This is a genomic window from Geobacillus sp. YHL, assembly GCF_022341265.1.
Classification (GTDB): Bacteria; Bacillota; Bacilli; order Bacillales; family Anoxybacillaceae; genus Geobacillus; species Geobacillus thermoleovorans.
Genome location: NZ_JAEIGB010000002.1, coordinates 305,365 through 328,289, shown reverse-complemented (window position 1 = coordinate 328,289; position 22,925 = coordinate 305,365). Strand labels below are relative to the sequence as shown.

Here is a 22,925-nt window from a genome sequence, read left to right as displayed (position 1 = left end):
CGGACTAAGGAGTTGTCAACACAAGCGATCAAAAAGGGCTGGCTTAAAAGGATGTCTGTCCTCTCGATGAAACACCGGATATAGAAGTGAATTCGTTCAATACGGTATATATAGAAAGAGGATGCCTCGTTGCTGTTGAGACATCCTCTTCCTTGCTGGAGACACCGATGTGCTTTTGGCTGTCTATTTGTGGTCGATAATAGCCCAATATGCGGGTTTGACTTTGTAATCCGGTCCAAAAACGAACGGCGCATCTTTTCCTTTCCCTTTTTCCACTTTTGCGTACGGAGCGTTCGGGTCAACCACAACATTCCCGTTGGCGTCATAGTACACATCCGCACGGCTGTCGAGCCACGTATGATTGTCGGCGATGCCCCAGAAGGTGACGTTGCTGATTTTATCGCTCAACTTTTCATACAGTTTGAACAAACGATCATAGCGCGCTGCCTGATCCAAAAACTTTTGTTTTGGAATGGCGTCATACGTCGGGTAAGCGCGCGGCGGCCAACCGTACATGCTCACATCAAGCTCAGTGATTTGGTTGTCTAAACCGAGAGCGGCGAACATGTTAATCGTTTTCTCGATTTCTGCTTCAGAAGGCCAGCCGATTTGGATGTGGGATTGATGGCCGATGCCGTCGATCGGAACACCCTCTTCTTTCAGTTGTTTGACTAAATTGTAAAGAGCGGTTCGCTTCGGTTCGACTTCTGTATTGTAATCATTCATGTAAAGCTTAATGTTGTCTCCGCCATATTTTCTAGCTGCTTGGAATGCCACTTTAATATAATCGATGCCGGCGATTTGATACCATGGAGAGTTGCGCAGTTTTCCGTCGTCCCCCACAACCTCATTTACAACGTCCCAGTACTTAATGTCATCTTTGTACCGCTCGACGATCGTTTTAATATGAGTTTCAAGTCGTTTTAACAGCAGTTGTTTATTTTGTTCACGTTTCACTGGATCTGTTTCATTAACCATTGGCTTACCTTCCTTGTCAAGAAAGAACCATTGAGGTACTTGGCTGTGCCAAACGAGTGTATGGAAGCGAATATCCATATGATGTTTTTTAGCAAATCGGACGATTTGATCCGCCTCAGCAAAATTGAACTTTCCTTCCTCAGGTTGAATGCTGATCGGTTTCATTACGTTCTCGGCAACAATGCTGTTGAAGTGGCGCTTTAGCATTTGTACGTCTTTTTCATTTTGTAGTTGATAAGGTTCTACTGCCGCACCAATCGTGAACTCGTTTTTGTAGCGTTGATCCAATTGTGGGGCGTGCAATGCGCTGATTCGCGGCTTTTTAGCGTACGATGGCTCCGTTTTTGCCAATGCATTCGTCATCCCTAAAGGAAGCAGCAGCATAAACGAGAATCCAACGATCATCGCTTTCCGTGATTGTTTCCACACGATTGGGTCTCCTCCTTACTATTACTATAGTGATTATTCATCGCAAAACGACATGAACAACAGAAAGCGCTTACCACTCCCTTTCTTTGTTAGTGGTCAACTTAGCGAGACAGATGCCGGATTGCGCGAGAAGATCGATGGTTGTTGAGAGGTTGACCTGATTTTATTTTAACAACACCAACTTGGTTTATCAATTAAATATACTAAGTTTTTTTATTATTGGCAAAACGGAAGCGGTCATTTTCATGTCCGGGTAAATCCGCTCTGTTGATCCGTCGCTTCACGCCAAGGAGAAGGAGCAGGATCTACTAGGACGGTTTTTCAGAAAGAAGTGAAGACAGAGGGGGGGCGCTTATTCAGCTACCAACCTTTGAAGGAAGAGGAACATGAACAATGACGTCGATGGGCGTGGAAGGATGGATTCTGACAGGATAAGGATTGATGTCCTGCCTGTAGCAGGAAGACTCTTGAAAGTTTAAAAAGTTCTTTATAAAATTAGTTTATATAATAAACATACTTGACGAACCGAAGCGATTGAAGGAATTCAAATTTCAGAAAGGAATAAAGCGATGACTGTTACGGTTCAAACGGTGATGGAACGATTGACAGCCGGTGCAGAGCGCCTTTCCTCTACAGTAGATACGCTTAAATATGGGGATCCGGGCACGGAGGTGAGGGGGATCGCCGTCAGTTTCATGCCTACGTATCGCGTCATTGAGCAAGCTGTCCGAATGGGGGCCAATCTTCTCATTACTCATGAAGGGTTGTTTTATAGTCACGTTGACCATGATGAAACGGTAAAAAACGACCCGGTGTATCAAGAAAAAGTTCGCCTAATCCGTGAGTCAGGCATTGCCATTTATCGTTTTCACGACTACTGGCATCGCTACCAGCCTGACGGGATTGTGGATGGTTTAGTCCGTGCTTTGGGGTGGGAGTCGTATGTTTCTAAATACGAACCGACTGCTGCGATTTTGACAATCCCTAGGATGGCGGCTACGGAGATGGTCAGCAAAATAAAGGAAAGACTAGGCATTTCATTCATAAGGGTTGCGGGGGATGTCTCGTCCTTTTGTACGCGTGTGGCGCTGCTGGCCGGATATCGTGGCCACGGATCTTTGGCGATTCCGTTGTTTGAAAAAGAGAAGCTTGATGCAATCATTTATGGTGAAGGACCTGAATGGGAAACGCCGGAATACGTTCGAGACGCCGTACAGCAAGGGAGGCAAAACGTATTGGTAGTGTTAGGGCATGCAGAAAGTGAGGAGCCCGGTATGAGATACTTGGCTGAGAAGCTAAGAGCCATGTTTCCGTCCATTCCTGTGTATTTTATCTCGGAAAAACCACTTTTTCATTTCTTGTAATCGTTGAAGGAGGAAAGAAAAATGATACTTGGCAAAGGGCAGAAGCTGTTGTTTATTGGCGACTCGATAACGGACTGCGATCGCGCCAAGCCAGAGGGGGAAGGATTATTCGGCGCGTTAGGAACAGGATATGTATCTTATGTCGACGGTCTTTTGCAAGCCGTTTATCCGGAACTTGGGATTCGGGTTGTCAATAAAGGAATCAGCGGCAATACGGTTCGGGATTTGAAAGCAAGATGGCAGGAGGATGTGATTGCTCAAAAGCCAGACTGGGTATCAATCATGATTGGGATTAACGATGTTTGGCGGCAGTACGATTTGCCATTCATTAAAGAAAAGCATGTGTACGTGGATGAGTACGAAGAAACGCTCCGCAGCCTTGTGATGGAGACAAAGCCGCACGTTACAGGAATCATCCTTATGACCCCGTTTTATATCGAAGGGAATGAGCACGATCCGATGCGTCGGACTATGGACGAGTACGGTCTCGTTGTCAAACAAATTGCCGAAGAAACAAACAGTATATTCGTTGATACCCAGGCTGCGTTTCATGAGGTATTGAAGACTCTTTATCCGGCGGCATTGGCTTGGGATCGCGTTCATCCGTCTGTGGCCGGACATATGATTCTAGCGAGAGCGTTTTTGAAGGCGATTGGCTTTGATTGGGGGAAATGAAATAACACCCAGCTGCTTGAAGGAACAGACATGTTTCTAAAAAAGCAAGGACTATCGTTTGGAAGGAAAAAGGGGGGATCGGGATGCATAAAGTCATGTTGGTCGATGATGAAATGTTTGTGCGGGAAGGCATGAAAACGTTGATTGATTGGGAAGGATGCGGATATCGAATTTGTGGGGAGGCGCATAATGGAGAGCAGGCGCTCCGTGAGGCAGCGAAGTTGTGTCCCGACCTTATCGTGACGGATATTCGGATGCCAGGAATTGACGGGCTTGAATTGATTCAGAGGGTATCCCAAAGTGGACAAACAGGAACGAAGTTTATTGTGGTGAGCGGATACAATGACTTTTTCTACGCGCAGCAATCGATTAAATATGGGGTTTGCGACTTTTTATTAAAACCGATTGATAAAAGAGAGTTTGAACAGTCGTTATCAAGAATAGCGGAAGTATTGAATCAGGAGAAGGAAACGAGAAAGAAGCAGCAAGCTGAGTTTTTGTTTTATGAATGGGTGACAGGAAAGAAGGGGACAAGTCTCAGGGAAATGGGAGATTGGGGAGTCTCTTCATCTATACTTTCGGGTTACGCGATCATCGAGATCAACGGCAAGGCCGATATGGTTCATCTAGCTGCCGCTGCCGCCTACAAAACTAAAATTAAGGAGATTTATCATCGCGTTGTCAAACAGCCGATCCATTTCCCGATCTATGAGCACGGAAGGCAGCGATATGGGCTGTTATTTATTGGGGAGGGCGAAGAGGAGATACGTCATAATCTATACCGGTTCTCTGAGCAACTCGTGAACGTTCCTCTTGATGTGACGATTTATGTTAGCGCTTTTTCGTCGCCTGCTGATTGTCTTCAAGAACAGATTCGGGAAGCAGGTGAAGCGTTGCGTTACAAATACGCTAACGACGAGAGAATCATTTTTTATGAACAGGTAAAAGAAATCACGCTTTCTTATCCTAGCGTTGATGATGGACAATGCCAAACATTGGTGGAGTATATAGAAGAAGCGCGGCTGGAGCAGCTGATGACCGCCATGAAAGATCTGTTCGCCCAGTTTCGTGCCCGCCGCTTGTCCGCTGAGGCTGTGCAGACGTTTATTCTTTATTTCGTACAGAAAGCGCTTCAGCTCGTCAAAGGAGCAGGAGCGTGTGAGGAACAACTGACGACTTTGCCCCGGGTGCTAGAATGTCAAGACTATCCTTTCCGTTTGGAAGAATTGAGAAAAAGGGTGATGGATTTTGCGGTGGAATGTTGCTGGGTAGTGGAAGAACAAAGGAAGCCGCTTTCACTATGTGAAATTCATAAAATAAAGAGATATATTGAGGAGCATTATGCTGAAAATATCAGCCTAAAAAGCATTGCTAAACAATTTTATATGAACCCCGTTTATTTAGGTCAACTGTTCAAAAAAACATATGGTTTCTATTTCAAAGAGTTTTTGTTGCAGCTGCGCATTGGGCAGGCAAAGAAGCTTCTGCGGACGACGAATTTGCGCATCTATGAAGTGGCGGAGAAAGTAGGGTTTGGGAGCGTGGATTACTTTGTTACACAATTTGAAAAAATGGAAGGGCTTACACCTTCGGAATACCGAAAGAAGTCAACGCGTTCCATATTATAGAAAATGGCTTGAGTCATTCCATCATATGAGGTTAAAAAATAAACTGACTTTTCTTTATTTGTTTGCTGTGTTGATTCCCACTACCGTCACGAACGGATTGTTTTATTATGTGGTGACGAATCAAGTAAGAACACAGAAATTGCACGATGCCTCATTAGTAATAGAACAATTGGCAAAAGATTTTGAGCAAGGAATCGATCAAGTTGTTGGCATTTCCTCTCTGTTATATACGGACAGCCGAATTAACGAAATGCTCGATCGCCAGTATACTTCGGATGCGGAATACGTCCAGCATTATCATGATGTATTTCCCGAATTTAACAAGTATCGTTATATGCATCCTTTTATTCATTCCATCGTTTTTTTTACCGACAATTCGACTGTTATCTTTTCCGGTTCCGTTCAGCCCATTACTCCTCAGCTCCAACAAGCTGATTGGTACAGGGACATACGTTCATTTCCTGTCCTAGTCCGCACGGGACGTTCGCTTAGTATTGTCCGAAAGTTGGATTATTTCTCCTTTTATAATAAGACAAACAGGATGGTTCGAATTGAATTAGAACCGATGGCTATCGATCATCTGCTTCGCACTAGGGCGTTTCCTGGAGAGATTTATGTTGTTGATCGTCAAGGAAACATTCAATATTCGACTCGTGTGCAAAACAACGTTCATAATAAGGGGAAGCCACCTGCCCGGACCGAGAAGGGACGCATAGTTATATCCCACCGTTATAAGACGGCTCATTACCTCCATGGCTGGAGCATTGTTGGCGTCGTTTCCGAGGAAAAACTGGTGAACAACACTCGTTATTTCATGGCTTTTATCTTTTCGATCGCTTTTGTGAATTTCGTTGTTCCTACCATCATTCTTTTTCTTGTCTCTAAACCATTGCACGCAAGAATCGTCAATATTTTGAGTTACATGAAAAAGGTGGAGAGGGGGAAATTTGAAACGATCCATTCGGAACTTTATGATGATGAAATCGGGCAATTGGCTAAGGCGTTTAACCGTATGTCATTAACGATCAAGCGGCTCATTCAAGATGTTTATATGGCTAACATCCAAAAGAAAGAAATGGAACTGCAAAAAAAGCAGGCTCAATTAAATGCCTTGCAAAGTCAAATGAATCCTCACTTCCTTTTCAATGTGCTCGAAACGATTCGAATGAGAAGCCTCATGAAACATGAAGATGAAACTGCTGAAATGATCGAACATATGGCAAGAATTTTGCGGAAATCCATTTCATGGGGAAGTGACTGGGTCAAAGTGCGGGAGGAAATGGATATTGTTTCCCGGCTGCTTTCCATCCAGCGCTATCGATTTGGGGATAAGCTTCAGTATAGGATCGATATCGATGAGTCTGTCTTAGAACATACGATTCCGAATATGATCATCCTCCCGTTTGTTGAAAATGCATGTAAACATGGGGTGGAGTCCAAAGCAGGACAAGGAAACATTGATATACAAGTGCGTGCAGAAGGACCATGGTTAACGTTTACGATTCGCGATAACGGCCCGGGCATGAATGAGCAGCAATTGCTGCAACTCTGGCGTTCTCTCAATGAAGAGGAGGGGATTACTGAGCACGTAGGTGTTAGAAACGTCTACTATCGCCTTAAAATGTATTACGGTGAGCATTTTACGTTCCAAATGTACAATAACCGTGGATTCGTTGTGTTTCTCTCTCTCCCAATCCATGATGTGAAGTAGGTATCTCGAAAACAAAACGAGACACCTTTTTGTTCATCGGAACTTGTTGATTGCTACCGCCATCGTTCCATATCTTAACTTTTTTAAATATCGCCTTAAGTTTGTTAGGTTAAGAAAAAAGAAAAGCGATGTTACAATGGAAGCGATTACAAGAAAGGGGGCGAGATAATGGGCAATGGACAACTGATGATTAAAGGGGGGAGAGGAGTGAAAACAGCGCGAAAAAAAACGTGGGGAATCGTCTTTCTTTGCCTAATGATGATCGTAGCATTAGTGGGCTGTAAAGAAAGCGCAAGTGTGGACAATAAGGGAAATCCCTCATCAGCTGATGATAAGAAGCCATTTACTTTCACGTATTTTAACGCTGGAACATCAAAGAAGAACATCGAAGCCAATCAAACTAAAATCGGGAAAATATTTGAAGAGCAAACTGGGGTTAACGTCAAAATGGAATTTTTGGTGGGGGATATTAACACGAAAATTGGTACTATGATTGCCAGCGGGCAATATCCTGACGTATTGGTTCCGGATATTGCAATCGACAAGGTTCTCGATGCTAAGGCATTTATTCCTTTGAACGATCTGATTGATAAGTACGCTCCTAACTTAAAGAAATTATATGGTCCTTATTTGGAACAATTAAAGGCTGAAGACGGCAAGATTTATTTCCTGCCGTTTGGAGTTAATCACGGATATATTCCGAATCCTGACATTGATCAAGGAGCGTTTTGGATTCAACGCCGGGTGCTTAAAGAATTTGGCTATCCGAAGATTAAAACATTGGACGAATACTTTGACTTGATTGCCAAGTATAAGGAGAAGCATCCGGAAACAGATGGGAAACCAACGATTGGCTTTACTGCTTTAACTTATGACTGGCGGTTTTTCGTCATTTCTAACCCTCCTGCTCATTTGGCTGGATATCCGAATGACGGTGAAGTTATTGTCGACATGAAAACGCATGAGGCTAAGGTATATGGAAATGGGGAATATACGAAACGGTGGCTGAAAAAGCTCAATGAGATCAATGCGGCTGGGTTGTTCGATAAGGAAGCGTTTGTTTCAAATTATGATGAATATTTGGCAAAAATTGCCTCTGGCCGTGTGTTAGGATTTTTTGATTACGGATGGCAAGTCAACCAAGCACTGAACTCATTGCTGCAGGCAGGAAATGATGACTTGCGTTACATGCCGTTGCCAATCGTTTTTGACAAAAATATCAAGGATCAATATATTGATCCGCCGTCTTTCGCATCGAATCGCGGTATCGGGATTACAGTCAGCGCCAAAGATCCTGTTCGCATCATCAAATATTTCGATAATATGGCGAAAGAAGAAAATCAGAAGCTGATGACATGGGGAATCAAAGGGGAAACGTATGAAGTGGATGAGAAAGGGCGTTTCTATCGAACACCAGAACAAATCAAGAAGACGTCCGATGAACAGTTCCGTGAACAGTTTGGCTTCTCGTATTTTGAGTGGTATTGGCCGCGCGGCAACGGGGTGTTCTCGGATGGAAATGCGTGGGAGCCGCGCCGGCAGCCGGAAGTTGCCCAAGCTAGCTATACAGAAGGGGATAAGAAAATCTTAGCGGCCTATGGGGCAAAAGTATTTTCTGATTTATTTGCCAAACCGGATGAGCGGCCTTGGTATCCGGCGTGGAGTGCGCCCATCAAACAAGGTTCTCCGGCTCAAATTTATCAGCAAAAGAAACAAGATTTACAGAGAAAGTATTTCCCAAAATTGGTGCTTGATCCGCCAAGCAAGTTCGAGAAAAACTGGAAAGAATATGTGAAGGAATACAATAAATTAGATATTAAAGCATTTGAAGATGAAATCACAAAATATGTAAAAATGAAAGTTGAACAGAGCCAGAAATGAGAGAAAAACGGATCAGTCTGGGCCGGTCGGCTGTGAATATATAGTTGGCCGTGCCCTTCTTTTCTGAAAAAGGAGGAAAATATACCCATCCGTGACCGCGAAGCGCACCCTAGGTCTGTAAGATATCCTCAAAACTGAAAAAGAATGTAAGGGGTTTTGTCGAAAAATATTTTTTGGACACCCCTGAGAGGCCGCAAAGCCTTGATACATCAACATTTCTAGAGGGAGGAAGGAAAAGTGGAGATTGAAAAGCATATAAAAACTATCACACCGGCCCCCGCTGCAGTGGAATCCCACTTATCTAAACGGAAAAACATCTGGAAAAAAATAGTGCAGCAAAAAACATTGATTTTGATGAGCTTTCCGTTTTTGATTTGGTTATTTATTTTTAAATATTTGCCGCTGTGGGGGTGGACCATCGCTTTCCAAGATTATCGCCCCGGCTTGCCGTTCAGTGAACAGGAATGGGTCGGATGGAAGCACTTTCGTTTTCTTTTTCAAGATGAGGCTTTTTTTCGAGTATTGCGAAATACGTTAGCGATGAGCATCATCAACCTCGTTCTCGGATTTGTGACGGCTATTACGTTAGCGATTTTATTAAATGAGTTGCGCAATGGAAAATTTAAGCGAATTGTTCAGACGATTAGCTATATGCCGCACTTTTTATCATGGGTCGTTGCGGCGAGCATCATTTCCTACGTGTTGTCATTGGAAAATGGCATTGTCAACATTGTTTTGCAAAAGCTTCATTTTATTGATGAGCCGATCCTATGGTTGGGGGTTGGGGAGTATTTCTGGGGAATCATCGGCGCCTCAGAAGTGTGGAAAAATCTGGGTTGGAATACAATTATTTATTTAGCGGCGATTGCGATGATTGATCCAGAACAGTATGAGGCGGCGGAAATCGACGGAGCTTCTCGCCTGCAACGCATTTTTTATATTACACTTCCTTCTTTAAAACCTACGATTGTCATTTTGTTGATTATGAATTTAGGGAATATTTTGGAGACCGGGTTTGAACCTCAATATTTGTTAGGGAATCCGATGAACCTCGATTATTCGGAAAACCTTGACATTTTTGTGCTGAAGTATGGCATCGCCATGGGGAATTTTGCTTTAGCTACCGCTGCTGGGATTTTTAAAACCGTTGTCAGTTTTATCTTTCTGTTTAGCGCAAATTATATTGCTAAACGTTTGGGGCAGGCTAGATTGTTTTAAGAAGACGATTTCGTTAGGGGGAAAGGAGATTGAAGAAGATAGTGAAAAGATGGAGGATGCGTTATACGTCATGGGGAGATATGGTTTTTGATGTTTGCAACTATAGCTTGATGCTCGTTCTTTGTGTCGTTATGCTTTATCCGATGTTGAATACATTGGCCATTTCTTTAAACGATGCCAATGACGCGATTCGAGGGGGGATTTATCTTTGGCCTCGGGAGTTTACACTTTATAACTACAAATATGTGTTAAAGGAAAATACGCTGCTTAATGCGTTGCTCATTTCGGTTTTAAGGACCGTTTTAGGCACCGCCATCTCTGTTTTCTGTACAGCGATGGTGGCTTATGTCATCAGCCGGCCGGAATTTGTTTTTCGTAAGTTTGTCACGATTGCTTTTATCTTGACCATGTATTTTAATGGGGGGTTAATTCCTACCTATTTGCTGATGAGGGATCTCCATCTGATCGGGACGTTTTGGGTATATATTATTCCAGGCATTATTGGGGTCTTTAATTTGATTGTGATCCGTTCATTTATTGAAGGCTTGCCGAACAGCCTGATCGAATCGGCACGGATTGACGGAGCAGGGGAATTTCGGATATTTCTTCAGATTGTATTGCCCCTTTCCTTGCCTGTGCTGGCCACAGTTTCCTTGTTTGTGGCCGTGTATCAATGGAACTCTTGGTTCGATGTTTTTCTCTATAATTCTTCCAACCCCAATTTAAGCACCTTGCAATATGAATTAATGAAGATTTTGCAAAACACGAATGCAACGATGTCTGGAAAAACAGCGGCTGATGCATTTGCGAATGCTCATGCGGATGCCAACACTGTCACTCCATCATCCATTCGGGCCACAATGACCATTATCGCCAGTGTTCCGATCATCCTTGTCTATCCGTTTTTACAAAAATACTTTATTAAAGGATTGACACTGGGAGGAGTGAAGGGGGAATAAATCTAATCAGTCAATGTTTCGGCTAGAAGGGAGATGAAAAACAACAGATTCGCTCGACTTGTTGGAAATCAAAAGGAATAAATGGATGGTGTAACAAGGTTTTTCCATTTCGGAAACCATGCTGGACAGCCGTATTTTCCCTTAAATCACCGGTTTCCTAGAAGGCCGCGGAACACAGCGCTAGTTCGCTGAACAGCGGGATTCGCCAAAACGTCGATTCTTCGTTTAGGCTGAAAATGGCTGTTGCTAGACATGTGATGTTCACAAGCGGAAAGCGGTACCAGGTTCTCTCATTGAAAGCAGAAAGGCAGGAAAAGAGAGGGGAGAGAAAGTGTTGAAAATCAAAAACCCTATTTTAACCGGCTTCCATCCCGATCCATCCATTTGCCGGGTGGGAGATGACTATTACATTGCCGTTTCGACGTTCGAATGGTTCCCTGGGGTGAGAATTTACCATTCGAAAGATTTAAAAAATTGGCGTTTAGTAGCGCGCCCGTTAAACCGGTTAAGTCAATTGAATATGATAGGAAATCCGGATTCTGGAGGAATTTGGGCTCCGCACTTGTCGTATAGCGATGGGAAATTTTGGCTTATTTATACCGATGTGAAAGTCGTTGAAGGACAGTGGAAAGATGGCCATAACTATCTTGTGACGTGTGATACGATCGATGGTGAATGGTCGGATCCGATTTATTTAAATAGCTCTGGGTTTGATCCGTCTCTCTTTCACGATGAGGATGGAAGAAAATACTTGGTGAATATGTATTGGGATCACCGGGTCGGCCATCATCCGTTTTACGGGATTGTGCTTCAAGAATACAGTGTGGAACAGAAAAAATTGGTTGGCGAGCCGAAGATCATTTTCAAAGGAACGGACCTGCGAATGACAGAAGGCCCTCATTTGTATAAAATCAATGGGTATTATTATTTATTGACGGCGGAAGGGGGGACGCGGTACAACCATGCGGCAACGATTGCCCGGTCAACCTCGCTCTATGGGCCATATGAGGTGCATCCGGACAATCCGTTGCTTACGTCTTGGCCTTATCCGCGCAATCCGCTGCAAAAGGCTGGTCATGCTTCGATTGTCCATACTCATACGGATGAGTGGTTTCTCGTGCACTTAACCGGCCGGCCGCTACCAAGGGAGGGCCAGCCGCTGCTCGAACATCGCGGTTATTGTCCGCTCGGACGTGAAACGGCGATTCAGCGGCTTGAATGGAAAGATGGATGGCCTTATGTGGTCGGGGGAAACGGTCCTTCGTTAGAAATTGACGGGCCGAACGTTGAGGAAGTTCCGTGGGAAAACGATTACGATGAAAAAGATGATTTTGATGGTGATACATTAAACCATCATTTTCAAACATTACGAATTCCTTTAGGGGAAGACATCGCTACCTTAAAGGCCCGTCCGGGACATTTGCGGCTGTACGGAAGGGAATCGCTCACTTCCCGGTTTACACAGGCGTTTGTCGCCAGACGATGGCAGCACTTTCATTTTGTTGCCGAGACGAAAGTGTCCTTTCGCCCCACAACCTTTCAGCAATCGGCTGGTCTAGTAAACTATTACAATACGCAAAACTGGACGACGCTTCAAATCACATGGCATGAGGAAAAAGGACGGATTCTTGAATTGATGTCATGCGATCATCTCGTGGTTGATCAACCGTTGCGGGGACGGGAGATTGTCGTTCCTGATGACATCGAGTATGTGTATTTACGGGTAACCGTGCAAGCGACAACGTACAAATACTCTTATTCTTTCGATGGAATGAATTGGATTGATCTTCCTGTCACGTTTGAATCATATAAACTGTCGGATGACTATATCAAAAGCCGGGCTGCGTTTACCGGAGCGTTTGTGGGCATGCATTGTCGGGACGGTTCGGGGCAAAACAACTATGCGGATTTTGACTATTTTTTGTACAAAGAATTATAGAATACTTTGTTTATATGATAGACAAACAAATATGAAAGCGTTATAATAAAACTGAAACAAATCATTCTCGCTTATTTAAGGAGGACTTGGACATGGCGTATTTCCCGAATATCGGCACCATTCCATATGAAGGACCAGAGTCGCGCAATCCGTTGGCGTTTAAGTTTTATAATCCGGAAGAAAAAGTCGGCGACAAAACAATGGAGGAGCATTTGCGCTTTTCGGTCGCCTATTGGCATACGTTCACGGGGGATGGATCGGATCCGTTTGGCGTCGGCAATATGATTCGTCCGTGGGACAAATACAGCGGGATGGATTTGGCGAAGGCGCGCGTGGAGGCAGCGTTTGAGCTGTTTGAAAAGCTGAACGTTCCGTTTTTCTGCTTCCATGATGTCGACATCGCTCCAGAAGGCGAGACGCTCAGCGAGACGTACAAAAACTTGGATGAAATCGTCGATATGATTGAAGAATACATGAAAACAAGCAAAACGAAGCTGCTGTGGAATACGGCGAACTTGTTCAGCCATCCGCGCTTCGTTCATGGGGCGGCGACATCGTGCAATGCTGATGTATTCGCCTATGCGGCGGCGAAAGTGAAAAAAGGGTTGGAGATCGCCAAACGGCTCGGAGCGGAAAACTACGTGTTTTGGGGCGGTCGGGAAGGTTATGAGACGCTGCTGAACACGGACATGAAGCTGGAGCTTGACAATTTGGCTCGCTTCTTGCACATGGCGGTCGACTATGCGAAAGAAATCGGATTTGACGGTCAGTTTTTGATCGAGCCGAAGCCGAAAGAGCCGACGAAGCATCAATACGATTTTGACGTGGCCACGGCGCTGGCGTTCTTGCAGACGTATGGGTTGAAAGATCATTTCAAATTCAATATTGAAGCGAACCATGCGACATTGGCCGGGCATACGTTTGAGCATGAGCTGCGCGTCGCCCGCATCCACGGCATGCTCGGTTCGGTCGATGCGAACCAAGGCGATATGCTGCTTGGCTGGGATACGGACGAATTCCCGACGGATTTATACGCTACGACGTTGGCGATGTATGAAATTTTGCAAAACGGCGGCCTTGGGCGCGGCGGCTTGAACTTTGACGCGAAAGTGCGGAGAGGCTCATTCGAACCGGAAGATTTGTTCTACGCTCATATCGCCGGGATGGACAGCTTTGCGATCGGTTTGAAAGTCGCCCATCGCTTGCTGGAAGACCGCGTGTTTGAACAGTTCATCGAAGAGCGGTACAAAAGCTATACGGAAGGCATTGGCCGCGAGATCGTCGAAGGAACGGCGGACTTCCACAAGCTGGAGCAATACGCGTTGCAGCTTGGCGAGATTCGCAATACGTCCGGCCGTCTCGAACGCTTGAAAACGCTGCTGAACCAATATTTGTTGGAAGTCAGCGTTCCGGGCGGATCTCGTTCGTGAAAGAGGGATGAGCGTGGAATATGTCATTGGCGTCGATTTAGGAACAAGTGCGGTGAAAGTGTTGCTTGTCGACCGCAATGGGCAAGTCAGAGGGGAATGGACCGAGTCCTATCCCCTCTACCAGCCTCATTCCGGCTATAGTGAGCAGCGCCCGGACGATTGGGTGGAGAAGACGATTACGGCGTTGCGCCGCGTTTGGGAAACGGCGGGCATTTCTCCGGAGTCGGTCGTGGGCTTGAGTTTTTCTGGGCAAATGCACGGGCTTGTGCTACTTGATGGCGACGGGAACGTCGTGCGCAACGCGATTTTATGGAATGATACGCGAACGACGGAAGAGTGTCGGATCATTGAAGAAAAGGTCGGCCGCGATCAGTTGCTTTCCATTGCCAAAAATGAGGCGCTGGAAGGATTCACGTTGCCGAAGCTTCTTTGGGTGAAGCGGCATGAGCCTGAGCGGTACGAGCGGGCGCGGGTGTTTTTGTTGCCGAAAGATTATGTCCGCTTCCGCTTGACCGGGCACATGGCGATGGATGTATCGGATGCGGCGGGGACGCTGCTGTTGGATATCAAAACGAAAACGTGGAGCGAGGCGATCGCCCGTGCGGTCGGCGTCGATCTTTCGCTTTGCCCGCCGCTTGTCGAGGCGACGGCGTTCGTCGGGACGCTCCGTCCGGAGGTGGCCGAGCAGACGGGGCTGCCGGTATCGGTGAAAGTGTTTGCCGGCGGGGCGGACAACGCCTGCGGCGCGGTGGGCGCCGGCATTTTGGCGGAAGGCCGCATGATGTCAAGCATCGGCACATCCGGCGTCGTCTTGGCGTATGAACAAAGTGGGGAAAAAGATTTCGCTGGACGAGTGCATTACTTCAACCATGCCGAGCCAAATGCTTACTATATCATGGGCGTGACGCTGGCGGCGGGCTACAGCTTTGACTGGTGGAAGCGGACGTTTGCCGAGGACGTGCCGTTTGCCGAGATCGTCAAGCGCGCCGCTGAGTCGCCGATTGGCGCCAACGGCTTGTTGTTTACGCCATATTTGGTCGGCGAGCGGACGCCTTATGCCGACGCCGATATTCGCGGGTCGTTTGTCGGCATTGATTCGGCGCAGACGAAATGGGATTTCGCCCGCGCGGTCATCGAAGGCATTACGTTCTCGCTCAACGAGTCGGTGGAGATCATCAAAGCGAGCGGCAAAACGATCGATTCGGTCGTCTCGATCGGCGGCGGGGCGAAAAGCGCTGAGTGGCTGCAAATCCAAGCCGATATTTTCGATCTCCCGGTGGAAAAGCTGAAGAACGAACAAGGGCCGGGGCTCGGCGCTGCGATGATCGCCGCGTGCGGCGTCGGCTGGTTCGATTCGCTCAAGCAATGCGCGGATGCGTTCAAACAAGTCGAATCCGTCGTCGAACCGCGGCCGGATGCGGCGGCGAAATACAAAGAGCTGTTTGCGATTTATCGCGATGTATATCCGCGTACGAAAGAACTGGCGAAACGGTTAAAGGTGTTTCGGCCGTGACGATAAACTCCCTAAACCAGTGGATGGTTTGGGGAGTTTTTTGTTTGATCAAGCAATAAGGCAGGATGACCCGCCACGTTTGTCGAAAGGAGAACTTGAAAGGTGGAGATGAAACATGGACATTCGAAAAGAATTCGAACATCTTCAATATTTCTTTGACTCGTATTACAATCAGACGTTTTATAATGCTCAATTAGAAGAACAGTTTTTGCGATTTCTAGCGGATGAGCCGAAATGGGTGGTTCGTGCCTTGAAGCTGGAAGTAGAGAAACTCGAACGCATCCATCATCGCCGCGATACGGAGACATGGGCAAAAATCGAAGAACTTGTCCATGAAAACAGCATGCGCTATTTTTCGTTTGAGGATGGCAAAACGTTTATCAAAGTGGCCAGCCGTTTGTTAAAGGATATTGAGTAAAGGGACAAATCATGAACAAACAGCCTGTTTATTGGACGTCAGGTGACAGCGATTAGGCATGGATCGTATTGTTCGCTTTATGTTTCGATCGATTGATTGAACAACGGATAACACCTGTTCTTACCATATGTATGTGAGATGTTGAAAACGCGCCGCGTTGGCCGGACAGCTGTCGTTCATGGAGCGTGCAAAAGACATAGTCGGCGTAAAGATTGATTCGACAAAGGGGGAGGAAATCCGAGCACGAAGCGCGAAAAAATAGGAGAGGGGCAAAACGGTTTTAGCCGAAAGAAGGGAGATACGTATGTTCTCTACACTTCCCATCCCGATCATCCAAGCCCCGATGGCTGGCGGAGTGTCGACGCCTAAACTGGCGGCGGCGGTGTCGAACGCCGGAGGGCTTGGTTTTTTGGCCGGCGGGTACAAGACAGCGGAGGCCATGAGGAAGGAAATTCACAAGCTGCGGACGTTGACGGACCGGCCGTTTGGGGTGAATGTGTTTGTGCCGGGGGATAAAACAGTGGATGAAAAGGCGCTCGAACGCTACCGCGCCGTGCTCGAATCCGAGGCGGAGCGGCTTGGGGCGTCAGTCGGCGAGCCGAAATGGGATGACGACGACTGGGAGGCGAAGTTTGATGTGCTTCTTGAGGAGCGGGTGCCGGTCGTCAGCTTTACGTTCGGCTGTCCGGACAAGGAAGTGATCGCCGCCTTGCAAAAGGCCGGGTCGTTTGTCATGGTGACGGTGACATCAAGGGAAGAAGCCTGCATGGCTGCTGAAGCCGGGGCGAATGCGCTTTGTGTGCAAGGGGAGGAAGCGGGAGGGCATCGGGCTTCGTTTGGCAACGATCCGAAAAAGGATGGGGCGCTCGAGTTGTTTCCGCTGCTGGCCCAAGTGCGGACGGCGGTTCGGATTCCGCTTGTGGCGGCGGGCGGGATCATGGATGGGCGCGGCATCGCGGCGGCGCTCAAAGCCGGGGCGAGCGTGGTGCAGCTCGGGACGGCGTTTTTGCGCTGCCCGGAAAGCGGGGCGCATCCGCTCCATAAGCAGGCGCTTGCCGATCCGCGGTTTGCCGAAACGGCCGTGACGAGGGCGTTTACCGGCCGGCCGGCGCGCGGGCTTGTGAACCGGTTTATGGCGGAGTATCGCGCCTTGGCGCCGGCGGCGTATCCGCATGTGCACCATATGACGAAGCCGCTGCGCGCCGCATCCGCCAAGGCGGGCGACCCGGAGGGAATGTCGCTTTGGGCCGGGACGGGATACCGGCTGGCGCGGGAGCTTCCGGCCGCGGAGCTTGTCGAAGAGCTGAAGCGGGAGCTGGAGGAAGCTTGGCGGAAATGAGTGAAACGTCCGCGCTTGTCGGTTACGGCCGCGGACGTTTCGCTATTCCCCAACGCTGCAATTTTTTCACTAATGTCGAATGATCGATGCCGAGCTGTTCAGCCGCTTTGCGGAGCGATGGGGCAGCTTCGAGCGTTTCGAACACGAGCTGTTTTTCGTACTGTTCCACTTTTTCTTTCAGCGTCGATGCTGACGGTGACTCCATTTGACGGCGGATGTGGGACGGCAAGTCATCGGGTTCGATGCATCGGGACGGAACGGAGACGACTAAATTTTCCATTAGGTTTTTTAATTCGCGGACATTGCCGGGCCAATGGTATCGCTCCAGTACCGCTTTGGCTGCTGGCGACAGCTTCTTTGGAATGCGGTATTGTTCGCAGAAAAAGCTGAAATAATGGTCAAGGAGCGGCTCGATGTCCTGCGGGCGCTCGGACAGCGGTGGAACGTACAGTTCAACGACGTGAAGCCGGTAGTACAAGTCGGCGCGAAACAGGCCGGCTTCCATTTGCTTTTGAAGGTCTTGGTTGGTGGCGGCAATGACGCGGACATCGAGCGCTTTCGCTTTACGGCCGCCGATGCGCTGTATTCTTTTTTCCTGAAGAACGCGCAACAGCTTCACTTGCAAGGAAAGCGGCATTTCTCCAATTTCATCAAGCAAAATCGTGCCGCCATCGGCAAGTTCAAACAAACCGATTTTGCCGCCGGCTTGGGCGCCGGTGAACGCCCCTTTTTCATAGCCGAACAGCTCTGACTCAAGCAACGATTCAGGAATCGCCGCGCAGTTGACTTTAATGAAGGGAGCGTCTTTGCGTGGGCTGAGATAATGGATCAAATTAGCGATCACTTCTTTGCCGACGCCGGACGGGCCGGTCAATAACACCGTTGTTGGGTAGGCTGCGATTTGCATTACTTTGTCGATGAGTGTTTTCATGGCCGGGCTGCGGCAAATCATGGCCTCCTCACGGTTGTCGACGGAGAACGTATAACGATGCTGGTTGAGCTGTGAAAAACTTTTGGCTTTTTCCAACTCAAGCTTCAGCTTGTTCAGTTCCGAGATGTCGCGGACGCTCGTGACCACCATCTCGATGTCTCCTTGTTCGTTGAATACTGGATTTCCAGTGACGATGACATCTTTTTTTCCGCCAATGGTCTGCAACATGGAAATACGTTGCTTTTGCTTTAAAACGAGCAAAGATACGGATTGATCGAAATAGCCTTCACGAACGAGTTCCTCCATATGCCGGCCAATCAGCTCCTCACGCCGAAATCCAGTGATTTGTTCATAAGCGGAGTTGACCATAAGCGTTATGCCGTTGCCGTCAACGACATAGATGCCATCTGTTGAGAATTCGATAATTGTTTCCATTTGTTTGGAAAGTTGACGGTAATGTTCGATTTCATTGAAATCTTGCAAAACAGCAACTGCACCGGCTAATTCACCGTTTTCATAAAAAGGAGTGCGATTGACAAGAAAGGTGCGTCCGTGAATGATCGCTTCTGTCCCGATCATTCGTTCCCCTGTTTTGGCTACATGTGGGAGCTTTGTTTCGGGCAACAGGGCAAAGATGTCTTTGCCTTTCCACTCTTCTCCTTCGAGGTGAAGCAGTTGTTTTGCTGCGTCATTGAGAAAGACAATCTGGTTATATCGATCAATGACGATGACGCCGTTATGAAACGAGGAAAGAAGAGATTGCATCCATTCCTGATTCATCGTGGTATTCAATAAGAATCCCCCTTTTTTTCGATTGGTGAAAATAATCACCGACTGGTGAAAACGGTAACAATATGCTTATTTCAACAGAGTTGTCATCTTTTCCTTCTCTGCAATGGTGATTTTTTTCGTTGAAATATGAATGTAGGGTCATAAAACATTTGAGTCGACTGCTTTTTGGTTATGTTCTTTTTATTAGACATGCCTTAGCTCGTTTTTCGGATGAAAGACTGCCAAATGGCCGATGGTGTCCGCGTTCCACCAGTCCTGTGGAGGGAGAGAGAAGGATTGTTATAACTTGTGTATGTCGTCAGCTATGGGGGTTGGCATACTGCTTGCGTAAATGAAAAAACAGGGGAAGGTGACAAGACCCCCTAATCAAATAATGATAGAGGAGGAAAAGATGATGACAAACATAGTTAAACCTCGCCCGAAGTTGTATGTCATGGATAATGGACGAATGAGGATGGACAAGAACTGGATGATTGCGATGCACAATCCGGCGACGATTCACAATCCGAATGCACAGACGGAGTTTGTGGAGTTTCCTATTTATACGGTTCTTATTGATCATCCGGAAGGAAAAATTTTGTTCGATACAGCCTGTAACCCGAATTCTATGGGTCCTCAAGGTAGATGGGCGGAAGCGACCCAGCAAATGTTCCCATGGAATGCCAGTGAAGAATGTTATTTGCACAATCGGTTAGAACAGTTAAGAGTCCGTCCAGAGGATATTCGTTATGTTGTTGCTTCTCATTTGCATTTAGACCATGCTGGATGTTTGGAAATGTTTACGAATGCGACGATTGTTGTCCATGAAGACGAGTTTAACGGTGCATTGCAATGTTATGCGAGAAACCAAAAAGAAGGAGCTTATATTTGGGCTGATATCGATGCATGGATTAAAAACAACTTGCAGTGGCGGACAGTAAAACGGCATGAGGATCAGATTTTGCTGGCAGAAGGGGTAAGAGTGTTAAACTTTGGAAGTGGTCATGCTTGGGGAATGTTGGGCCTTCATGTTGAACTGGCGGAAACGGGGAAAATAATCCTTGCCTCCGACGCGATTTACACAGCGGAAAATTATGGTCCTCCTGTTAAGCCGCCCGGTATTATTTACGATTCGCTCGGCTATGTGAATACCGTCGAACGAATTCGCCGCATTGCTCAAGAAACTAATTCTGAAATTTGGTTTGGTCATGATGCAGAACAATTTAGCCAATTTCGCAAATCCACAGAAGGATACTACGAATGAAAGAAAGGGGCAGTATTGATGACCGCATCCCGCATCGTCTTTCCGCCGCTCAGCTATGTCGGCTGGGGGGCGCTTGGCCAGTTAGTTCCAGAAGTAAAAAGGCTTGGGGCAAAACACGTGTTGGTGATCACCGATCCAGCGCTTGAAAAACTCGGTCTCGTCGAGCAAGTGGCATCTCCGCTCCGGCAAGCAGGGTGCAGCGTGCATGTATATACGGATGTTGTGCCGGAGCCGCCGCTTGAAACGGGGGAGAAGGCGGTGGCGTTTGTCCGCGACGGAGAGTTTGACCTTGTCATCGGCGTCGGCGGCGGCAGCGCGATGGATTTGGCGAAACTGGCCGCTGTTTTGGCCGTGCATGAAGGTTCGGTCGCCGATTATTTAAACTTGACGGGAACGAGAACACTTGAGAAAAAAGGATTGCCGAAAATATTGATTCCGACGACATCAGGCACCGGGTCGGAGGTGACGAACATCTCCGTATTGTCCTTAGAAACGACGAAAGACGTCGTGACGCATGACTATTTGTTGGCGGATGTGGCGATCGTCGACCCGCAACTCACTGTTTCTGTTCCGCCGCGGGTGACAGCGGCGACGGGCATTGATGCGCTTACCCATGCGGTTGAAGCGTACGTGTCGGTCAATGCGAGCCCGACATCGGATGGGTTGGCCATCGCCGCCATGCGCCTGATTTCTCGCTCATTGCGCAAAGCGGTGGAAAACGGAACGGACAAACAGGCGCGCACCGATATGGCGAACGGCAGCTACCTGGCTGGGTTGGCGTTTTTCAACGCCGGGGTGGCCGGCGTGCATGCGCTCGCTTATCCGCTTGGCGGACAGTTTCATATCGCCCATGGCGAATCAAATGCCGTGCTCTTGCCATATGTGATGGGCTACATTCGCCAAAGCTGCACGAAACGAATGGCTGATATCTTAAACGCCCTCGGCGGCAACTCGAGCTTTTTATCAGAGGAGGAGGCGTCGCACCGCTGCGTCGAGGAGCTCGAGCGCCTCGTCGCCGATGTCGGCATTCCGAAGACGCTCGGCGGTTTTGGCATTCCGGAAAGCGCGTTAGAAAGTCTGACGAAGGACGCCGTCCAGCAAAAACGGCTGCTCGCCCGCAGCCCGATGCCGCTTTTGGAAGCCGACATCCGCGCGATTTACCAAGCCGCGTTTGCCGGGGCGATCGTGGAACCGAACAACAAGTGAGAACACAAAAACAGGGGCTGCTTCAGGCTCCTGTTTTTTCTTTGGCTGTTGGAAATAGGGTCTCGCTCCTCAGGTTGGATCCCCCTTCCGCTCAAGGGGTGACGTTTTTCACGTTTTCTTGATGGTGAAGCAGGAATTTCCACATCGTGGAGCGAACCCATATACATCAGTCGCCTAAATTCGACAAAAGAAGATTCCAGTTTGGTTGAGGGGGAGCGTTTATGTTTACGACTGTCATTACGCCGCGCGTGTCGGAGACGGACGGCGTCGGCCATATTAACAATACGACCGTGCCCGTTTGGTTTGAAGCGGGGCGGCATGAAATTTTCAAGCTGTTTACGCCTGATTTGTCATTCAAACGTTGGCGGATGGTGATCATCCGTATGGAAGTCGATTATGTCAACCAAATGTATTATGGGCAAGATGTGACCGTGTATACCGGCATTGAACGCATCGGCAACACAAGCCTCACGATTTATGAAGAAATCCACCAAAACGGTGTGGTCTGCGCGAAAGGGCGGTCGGTGTATGTCAATTTCAATTTTGACACCGGGCGGCCCGAGCCGATTCCGGATGACATTCGGGCGAAATTGCGCGAACATGTATGGCAGCCAGGCGAGTAGACGAAAGGGGTGAGTGCGTGAAGGAGCATCATCTTTGGGAGCAAGTGAAAACGAAGCTTGCGCAAAAGCTGTCCGGCCCGTCGTTTGACACTTGGTTTGCTTCGACGTCCGCGACGGTGGATGAGGATTGGCTCATCATCGAATGCCTAAACGAGATTCAATGTGAATGGCTGCAAACAAGATATGGCGAACTCATCAGTGAAACCGTCCGCGAAGTGTTCGGCCGCGAGATGCGCATCTTCGTCTCTGTCCACGGCGAGCGGCAGAAAATCGAAGAACGGCTCGAACAGCGATACGGCGCTCCGATGACCTTCCGTCAATACATCACCCGCCTTGAGCGGCAGATGGAGGAGCTGGAGCGGCGCATTGACCACTACGCGCGCATCATCGATGAACTGTTGGAATCCCGTCCGATTCACTGATCATCCCCCTAATAAAGCACCCTCCAAACAAGAAGCGGCCTCCGCTCCATCAGGCGGAAGGCCGCTTTTTTATGTGATAAAAAGTTGCATGGTTCCAACAAATACGTATATTACTCTGATTTTTCATGCGATTATTCATGTTTTTTGTTAAAAGTGTGTTATATAAACTGACATAAAAAATGCATGCTTCATTTTTGACGTGATATGATGGGCACAACCAAGGCAA

At 47.7% G+C, this 22,925-nt stretch carries 18 protein-coding genes; 16 read left to right on the top strand and 2 right to left on the bottom strand.

Annotated elements, in window-relative coordinates; all coding sequences use genetic code 11:
- Positions 1 to 183 precede the first annotated feature (183 nt).
- A complete protein-coding gene (locus JCR24_RS04115; protein ID WP_238980130.1) occupies positions 184 to 1,407 on the bottom strand; it encodes an endo-1,4-beta-xylanase in 1,224 nt (407 codons plus the stop codon).
- A gap of 569 nt (positions 1,408 to 1,976) precedes the next feature.
- Between JCR24_RS04115 and JCR24_RS04110 the strand changes: the two genes are divergently transcribed.
- From JCR24_RS04110 to JCR24_RS04055, 12 genes are all read left to right on the top strand, one after another.
- Entirely contained in the window at positions 1,977 to 2,771 is a 795-nt protein-coding gene (locus tag JCR24_RS04110; protein ID WP_238980129.1) for a Nif3-like dinuclear metal center hexameric protein, read from the top strand.
- Between the two features lie 21 nt (positions 2,772 to 2,792).
- On the top strand, positions 2,793 to 3,446 hold the full coding sequence (locus tag JCR24_RS04105) for an SGNH/GDSL hydrolase family protein (protein ID WP_238980128.1): 654 nt from the start codon (positions 2,793 to 2,795) through the stop codon (positions 3,444 to 3,446).
- Between the two features lie 83 nt (positions 3,447 to 3,529).
- Positions 3,530 to 5,074, top strand: a complete 1,545-nt coding sequence (locus JCR24_RS04100; RefSeq protein WP_238980127.1) for a response regulator transcription factor — start codon at positions 3,530 to 3,532, stop codon at positions 5,072 to 5,074.
- On the top strand, positions 4,980 to 6,785 hold the full coding sequence (locus JCR24_RS04095; RefSeq protein ID WP_238980126.1) for a cache domain-containing sensor histidine kinase: 1,806 nt from the start codon (positions 4,980 to 4,982) through the stop codon (positions 6,783 to 6,785). Before JCR24_RS04100 ends, JCR24_RS04095 begins: the two co-directional genes overlap by 95 nt.
- A 168-nt stretch (positions 6,786 to 6,953) precedes the next feature.
- Positions 6,954 to 8,666, top strand: coding sequence for an ABC transporter substrate-binding protein (locus JCR24_RS04090; RefSeq protein ID WP_128723152.1), 1,713 nt, complete (start codon positions 6,954 to 6,956; stop codon positions 8,664 to 8,666).
- Positions 8,667 to 8,903: 237 nt separating this feature from the next.
- A complete protein-coding gene (locus JCR24_RS04085) occupies positions 8,904 to 9,884 on the top strand; it encodes an ABC transporter permease (protein ID WP_370643303.1) in 981 nt (326 codons plus the stop codon).
- Between the two features lie 56 nt (positions 9,885 to 9,940).
- Entirely contained in the window at positions 9,941 to 10,843 is a 903-nt protein-coding gene (locus JCR24_RS04080) for a carbohydrate ABC transporter permease (RefSeq protein ID WP_238980152.1), read from the top strand.
- A gap of 331 nt (positions 10,844 to 11,174) precedes the next feature.
- Positions 11,175 to 12,782 carry a glycoside hydrolase family 43 protein gene (locus JCR24_RS04075; RefSeq protein ID WP_370643302.1) on the top strand — a complete coding sequence of 536 codons (1,608 nt, stop codon included), beginning with the start codon at positions 11,175 to 11,177 and terminating at the stop codon, positions 12,780 to 12,782.
- Between the two features lie 92 nt (positions 12,783 to 12,874).
- Positions 12,875 to 14,212 carry a xylose isomerase gene (gene xylA / locus JCR24_RS04070; RefSeq protein ID WP_238980124.1) on the top strand — a complete coding sequence of 446 codons (1,338 nt, stop codon included), beginning with the start codon at positions 12,875 to 12,877 and terminating at the stop codon, positions 14,210 to 14,212.
- Positions 14,213 to 14,225: 13 nt separating this feature from the next.
- A complete protein-coding gene (gene xylB / locus JCR24_RS04065; protein ID WP_238980123.1) occupies positions 14,226 to 15,725 on the top strand; it encodes a xylulokinase in 1,500 nt (499 codons plus the stop codon).
- A 115-nt stretch (positions 15,726 to 15,840) separates the two neighbouring features.
- Positions 15,841 to 16,143 carry a hypothetical protein gene (locus tag JCR24_RS04060; RefSeq protein WP_069304274.1) on the top strand — a complete coding sequence of 101 codons (303 nt, stop codon included), beginning with the start codon at positions 15,841 to 15,843 and terminating at the stop codon, positions 16,141 to 16,143.
- Between the two features lie 304 nt (positions 16,144 to 16,447).
- The gene (locus JCR24_RS04055; protein ID WP_238980122.1) at positions 16,448 to 17,482 is read left to right on the top strand and encodes an NAD(P)H-dependent flavin oxidoreductase; all 1,035 of its coding nucleotides are present in this window, start codon (positions 16,448 to 16,450) and stop codon (positions 17,480 to 17,482) included.
- 22 nt (positions 17,483 to 17,504) lie between these two features.
- Here the strand turns inward: JCR24_RS04055 and JCR24_RS04050 are convergent, their stop codons facing one another.
- Positions 17,505 to 19,205: a sigma-54 interaction domain-containing protein gene (locus JCR24_RS04050; protein ID WP_081823183.1), complete on the bottom strand. Its 1,701-nt coding sequence runs from the start codon at positions 19,203 to 19,205 to the stop codon at positions 17,505 to 17,507.
- A gap of 394 nt (positions 19,206 to 19,599) precedes the next feature.
- Here JCR24_RS04050 and ahlS point away from each other — a divergent pair, with 394 nt between their 5' ends.
- The 4 genes from ahlS to JCR24_RS04030 all read left to right on the top strand — a co-directional run bounded on the left by ahlS (position 19,600) and on the right by JCR24_RS04030 (position 22,699).
- Entirely contained in the window at positions 19,600 to 20,448 is an 849-nt protein-coding gene (gene ahlS, locus JCR24_RS04045; RefSeq protein ID WP_033025506.1) for an AhlS family quorum-quenching N-acyl homoserine lactonase, read from the top strand.
- Positions 20,449 to 20,466: 18 nt separating this feature from the next.
- A complete protein-coding gene (locus JCR24_RS04040) occupies positions 20,467 to 21,654 on the top strand; it encodes an iron-containing alcohol dehydrogenase (protein WP_238980121.1) in 1,188 nt (395 codons plus the stop codon).
- A 221-nt stretch (positions 21,655 to 21,875) separates the two neighbouring features.
- Positions 21,876 to 22,277 carry an acyl-CoA thioesterase gene (locus tag JCR24_RS04035; RefSeq protein WP_011231360.1) on the top strand — a complete coding sequence of 134 codons (402 nt, stop codon included), beginning with the start codon at positions 21,876 to 21,878 and terminating at the stop codon, positions 22,275 to 22,277.
- 17 nt (positions 22,278 to 22,294) lie between these two features.
- A complete protein-coding gene (locus tag JCR24_RS04030) occupies positions 22,295 to 22,699 on the top strand; it encodes a DnaA N-terminal domain-containing protein (RefSeq protein ID WP_013145213.1) in 405 nt (134 codons plus the stop codon).
- The last annotated feature ends 226 nt before the right edge of the window (positions 22,700 to 22,925 follow it).

Coding starts and splice junctions, on each gene's coding strand:
- JCR24_RS04110 (WP_238980129.1), top strand. CDS start 1,977: ATGACTGTTACGGTTCAAACGGTGATGGAACGATTGACAGCCGGTGCA.
- JCR24_RS04105 (WP_238980128.1), top strand. CDS start 2,793: ATGATACTTGGCAAAGGGCAGAAGCTGTTGTTTATTGGCGACTCGATA.
- JCR24_RS04100 (WP_238980127.1), top strand. CDS start 3,530: ATGCATAAAGTCATGTTGGTCGATGATGAAATGTTTGTGCGGGAAGGC.
- JCR24_RS04090 (WP_128723152.1), top strand. CDS start 6,954: ATGGGCAATGGACAACTGATGATTAAAGGGGGGAGAGGAGTGAAAACA.
- JCR24_RS04080 (WP_238980152.1), top strand. CDS start 9,941: ATGCGTTATACGTCATGGGGAGATATGGTTTTTGATGTTTGCAACTAT.
- xylA (WP_238980124.1), top strand. CDS start 12,875: ATGGCGTATTTCCCGAATATCGGCACCATTCCATATGAAGGACCAGAG.
- JCR24_RS04060 (WP_069304274.1), top strand. CDS start 15,841: ATGGACATTCGAAAAGAATTCGAACATCTTCAATATTTCTTTGACTCG.
- JCR24_RS04055 (WP_238980122.1), top strand. CDS start 16,448: ATGTTCTCTACACTTCCCATCCCGATCATCCAAGCCCCGATGGCTGGC.
- ahlS (WP_033025506.1), top strand. CDS start 19,600: ATGACAAACATAGTTAAACCTCGCCCGAAGTTGTATGTCATGGATAAT.
- JCR24_RS04040 (WP_238980121.1), top strand. CDS start 20,467: ATGACCGCATCCCGCATCGTCTTTCCGCCGCTCAGCTATGTCGGCTGG.
- JCR24_RS04035 (WP_011231360.1), top strand. CDS start 21,876: ATGTTTACGACTGTCATTACGCCGCGCGTGTCGGAGACGGACGGCGTC.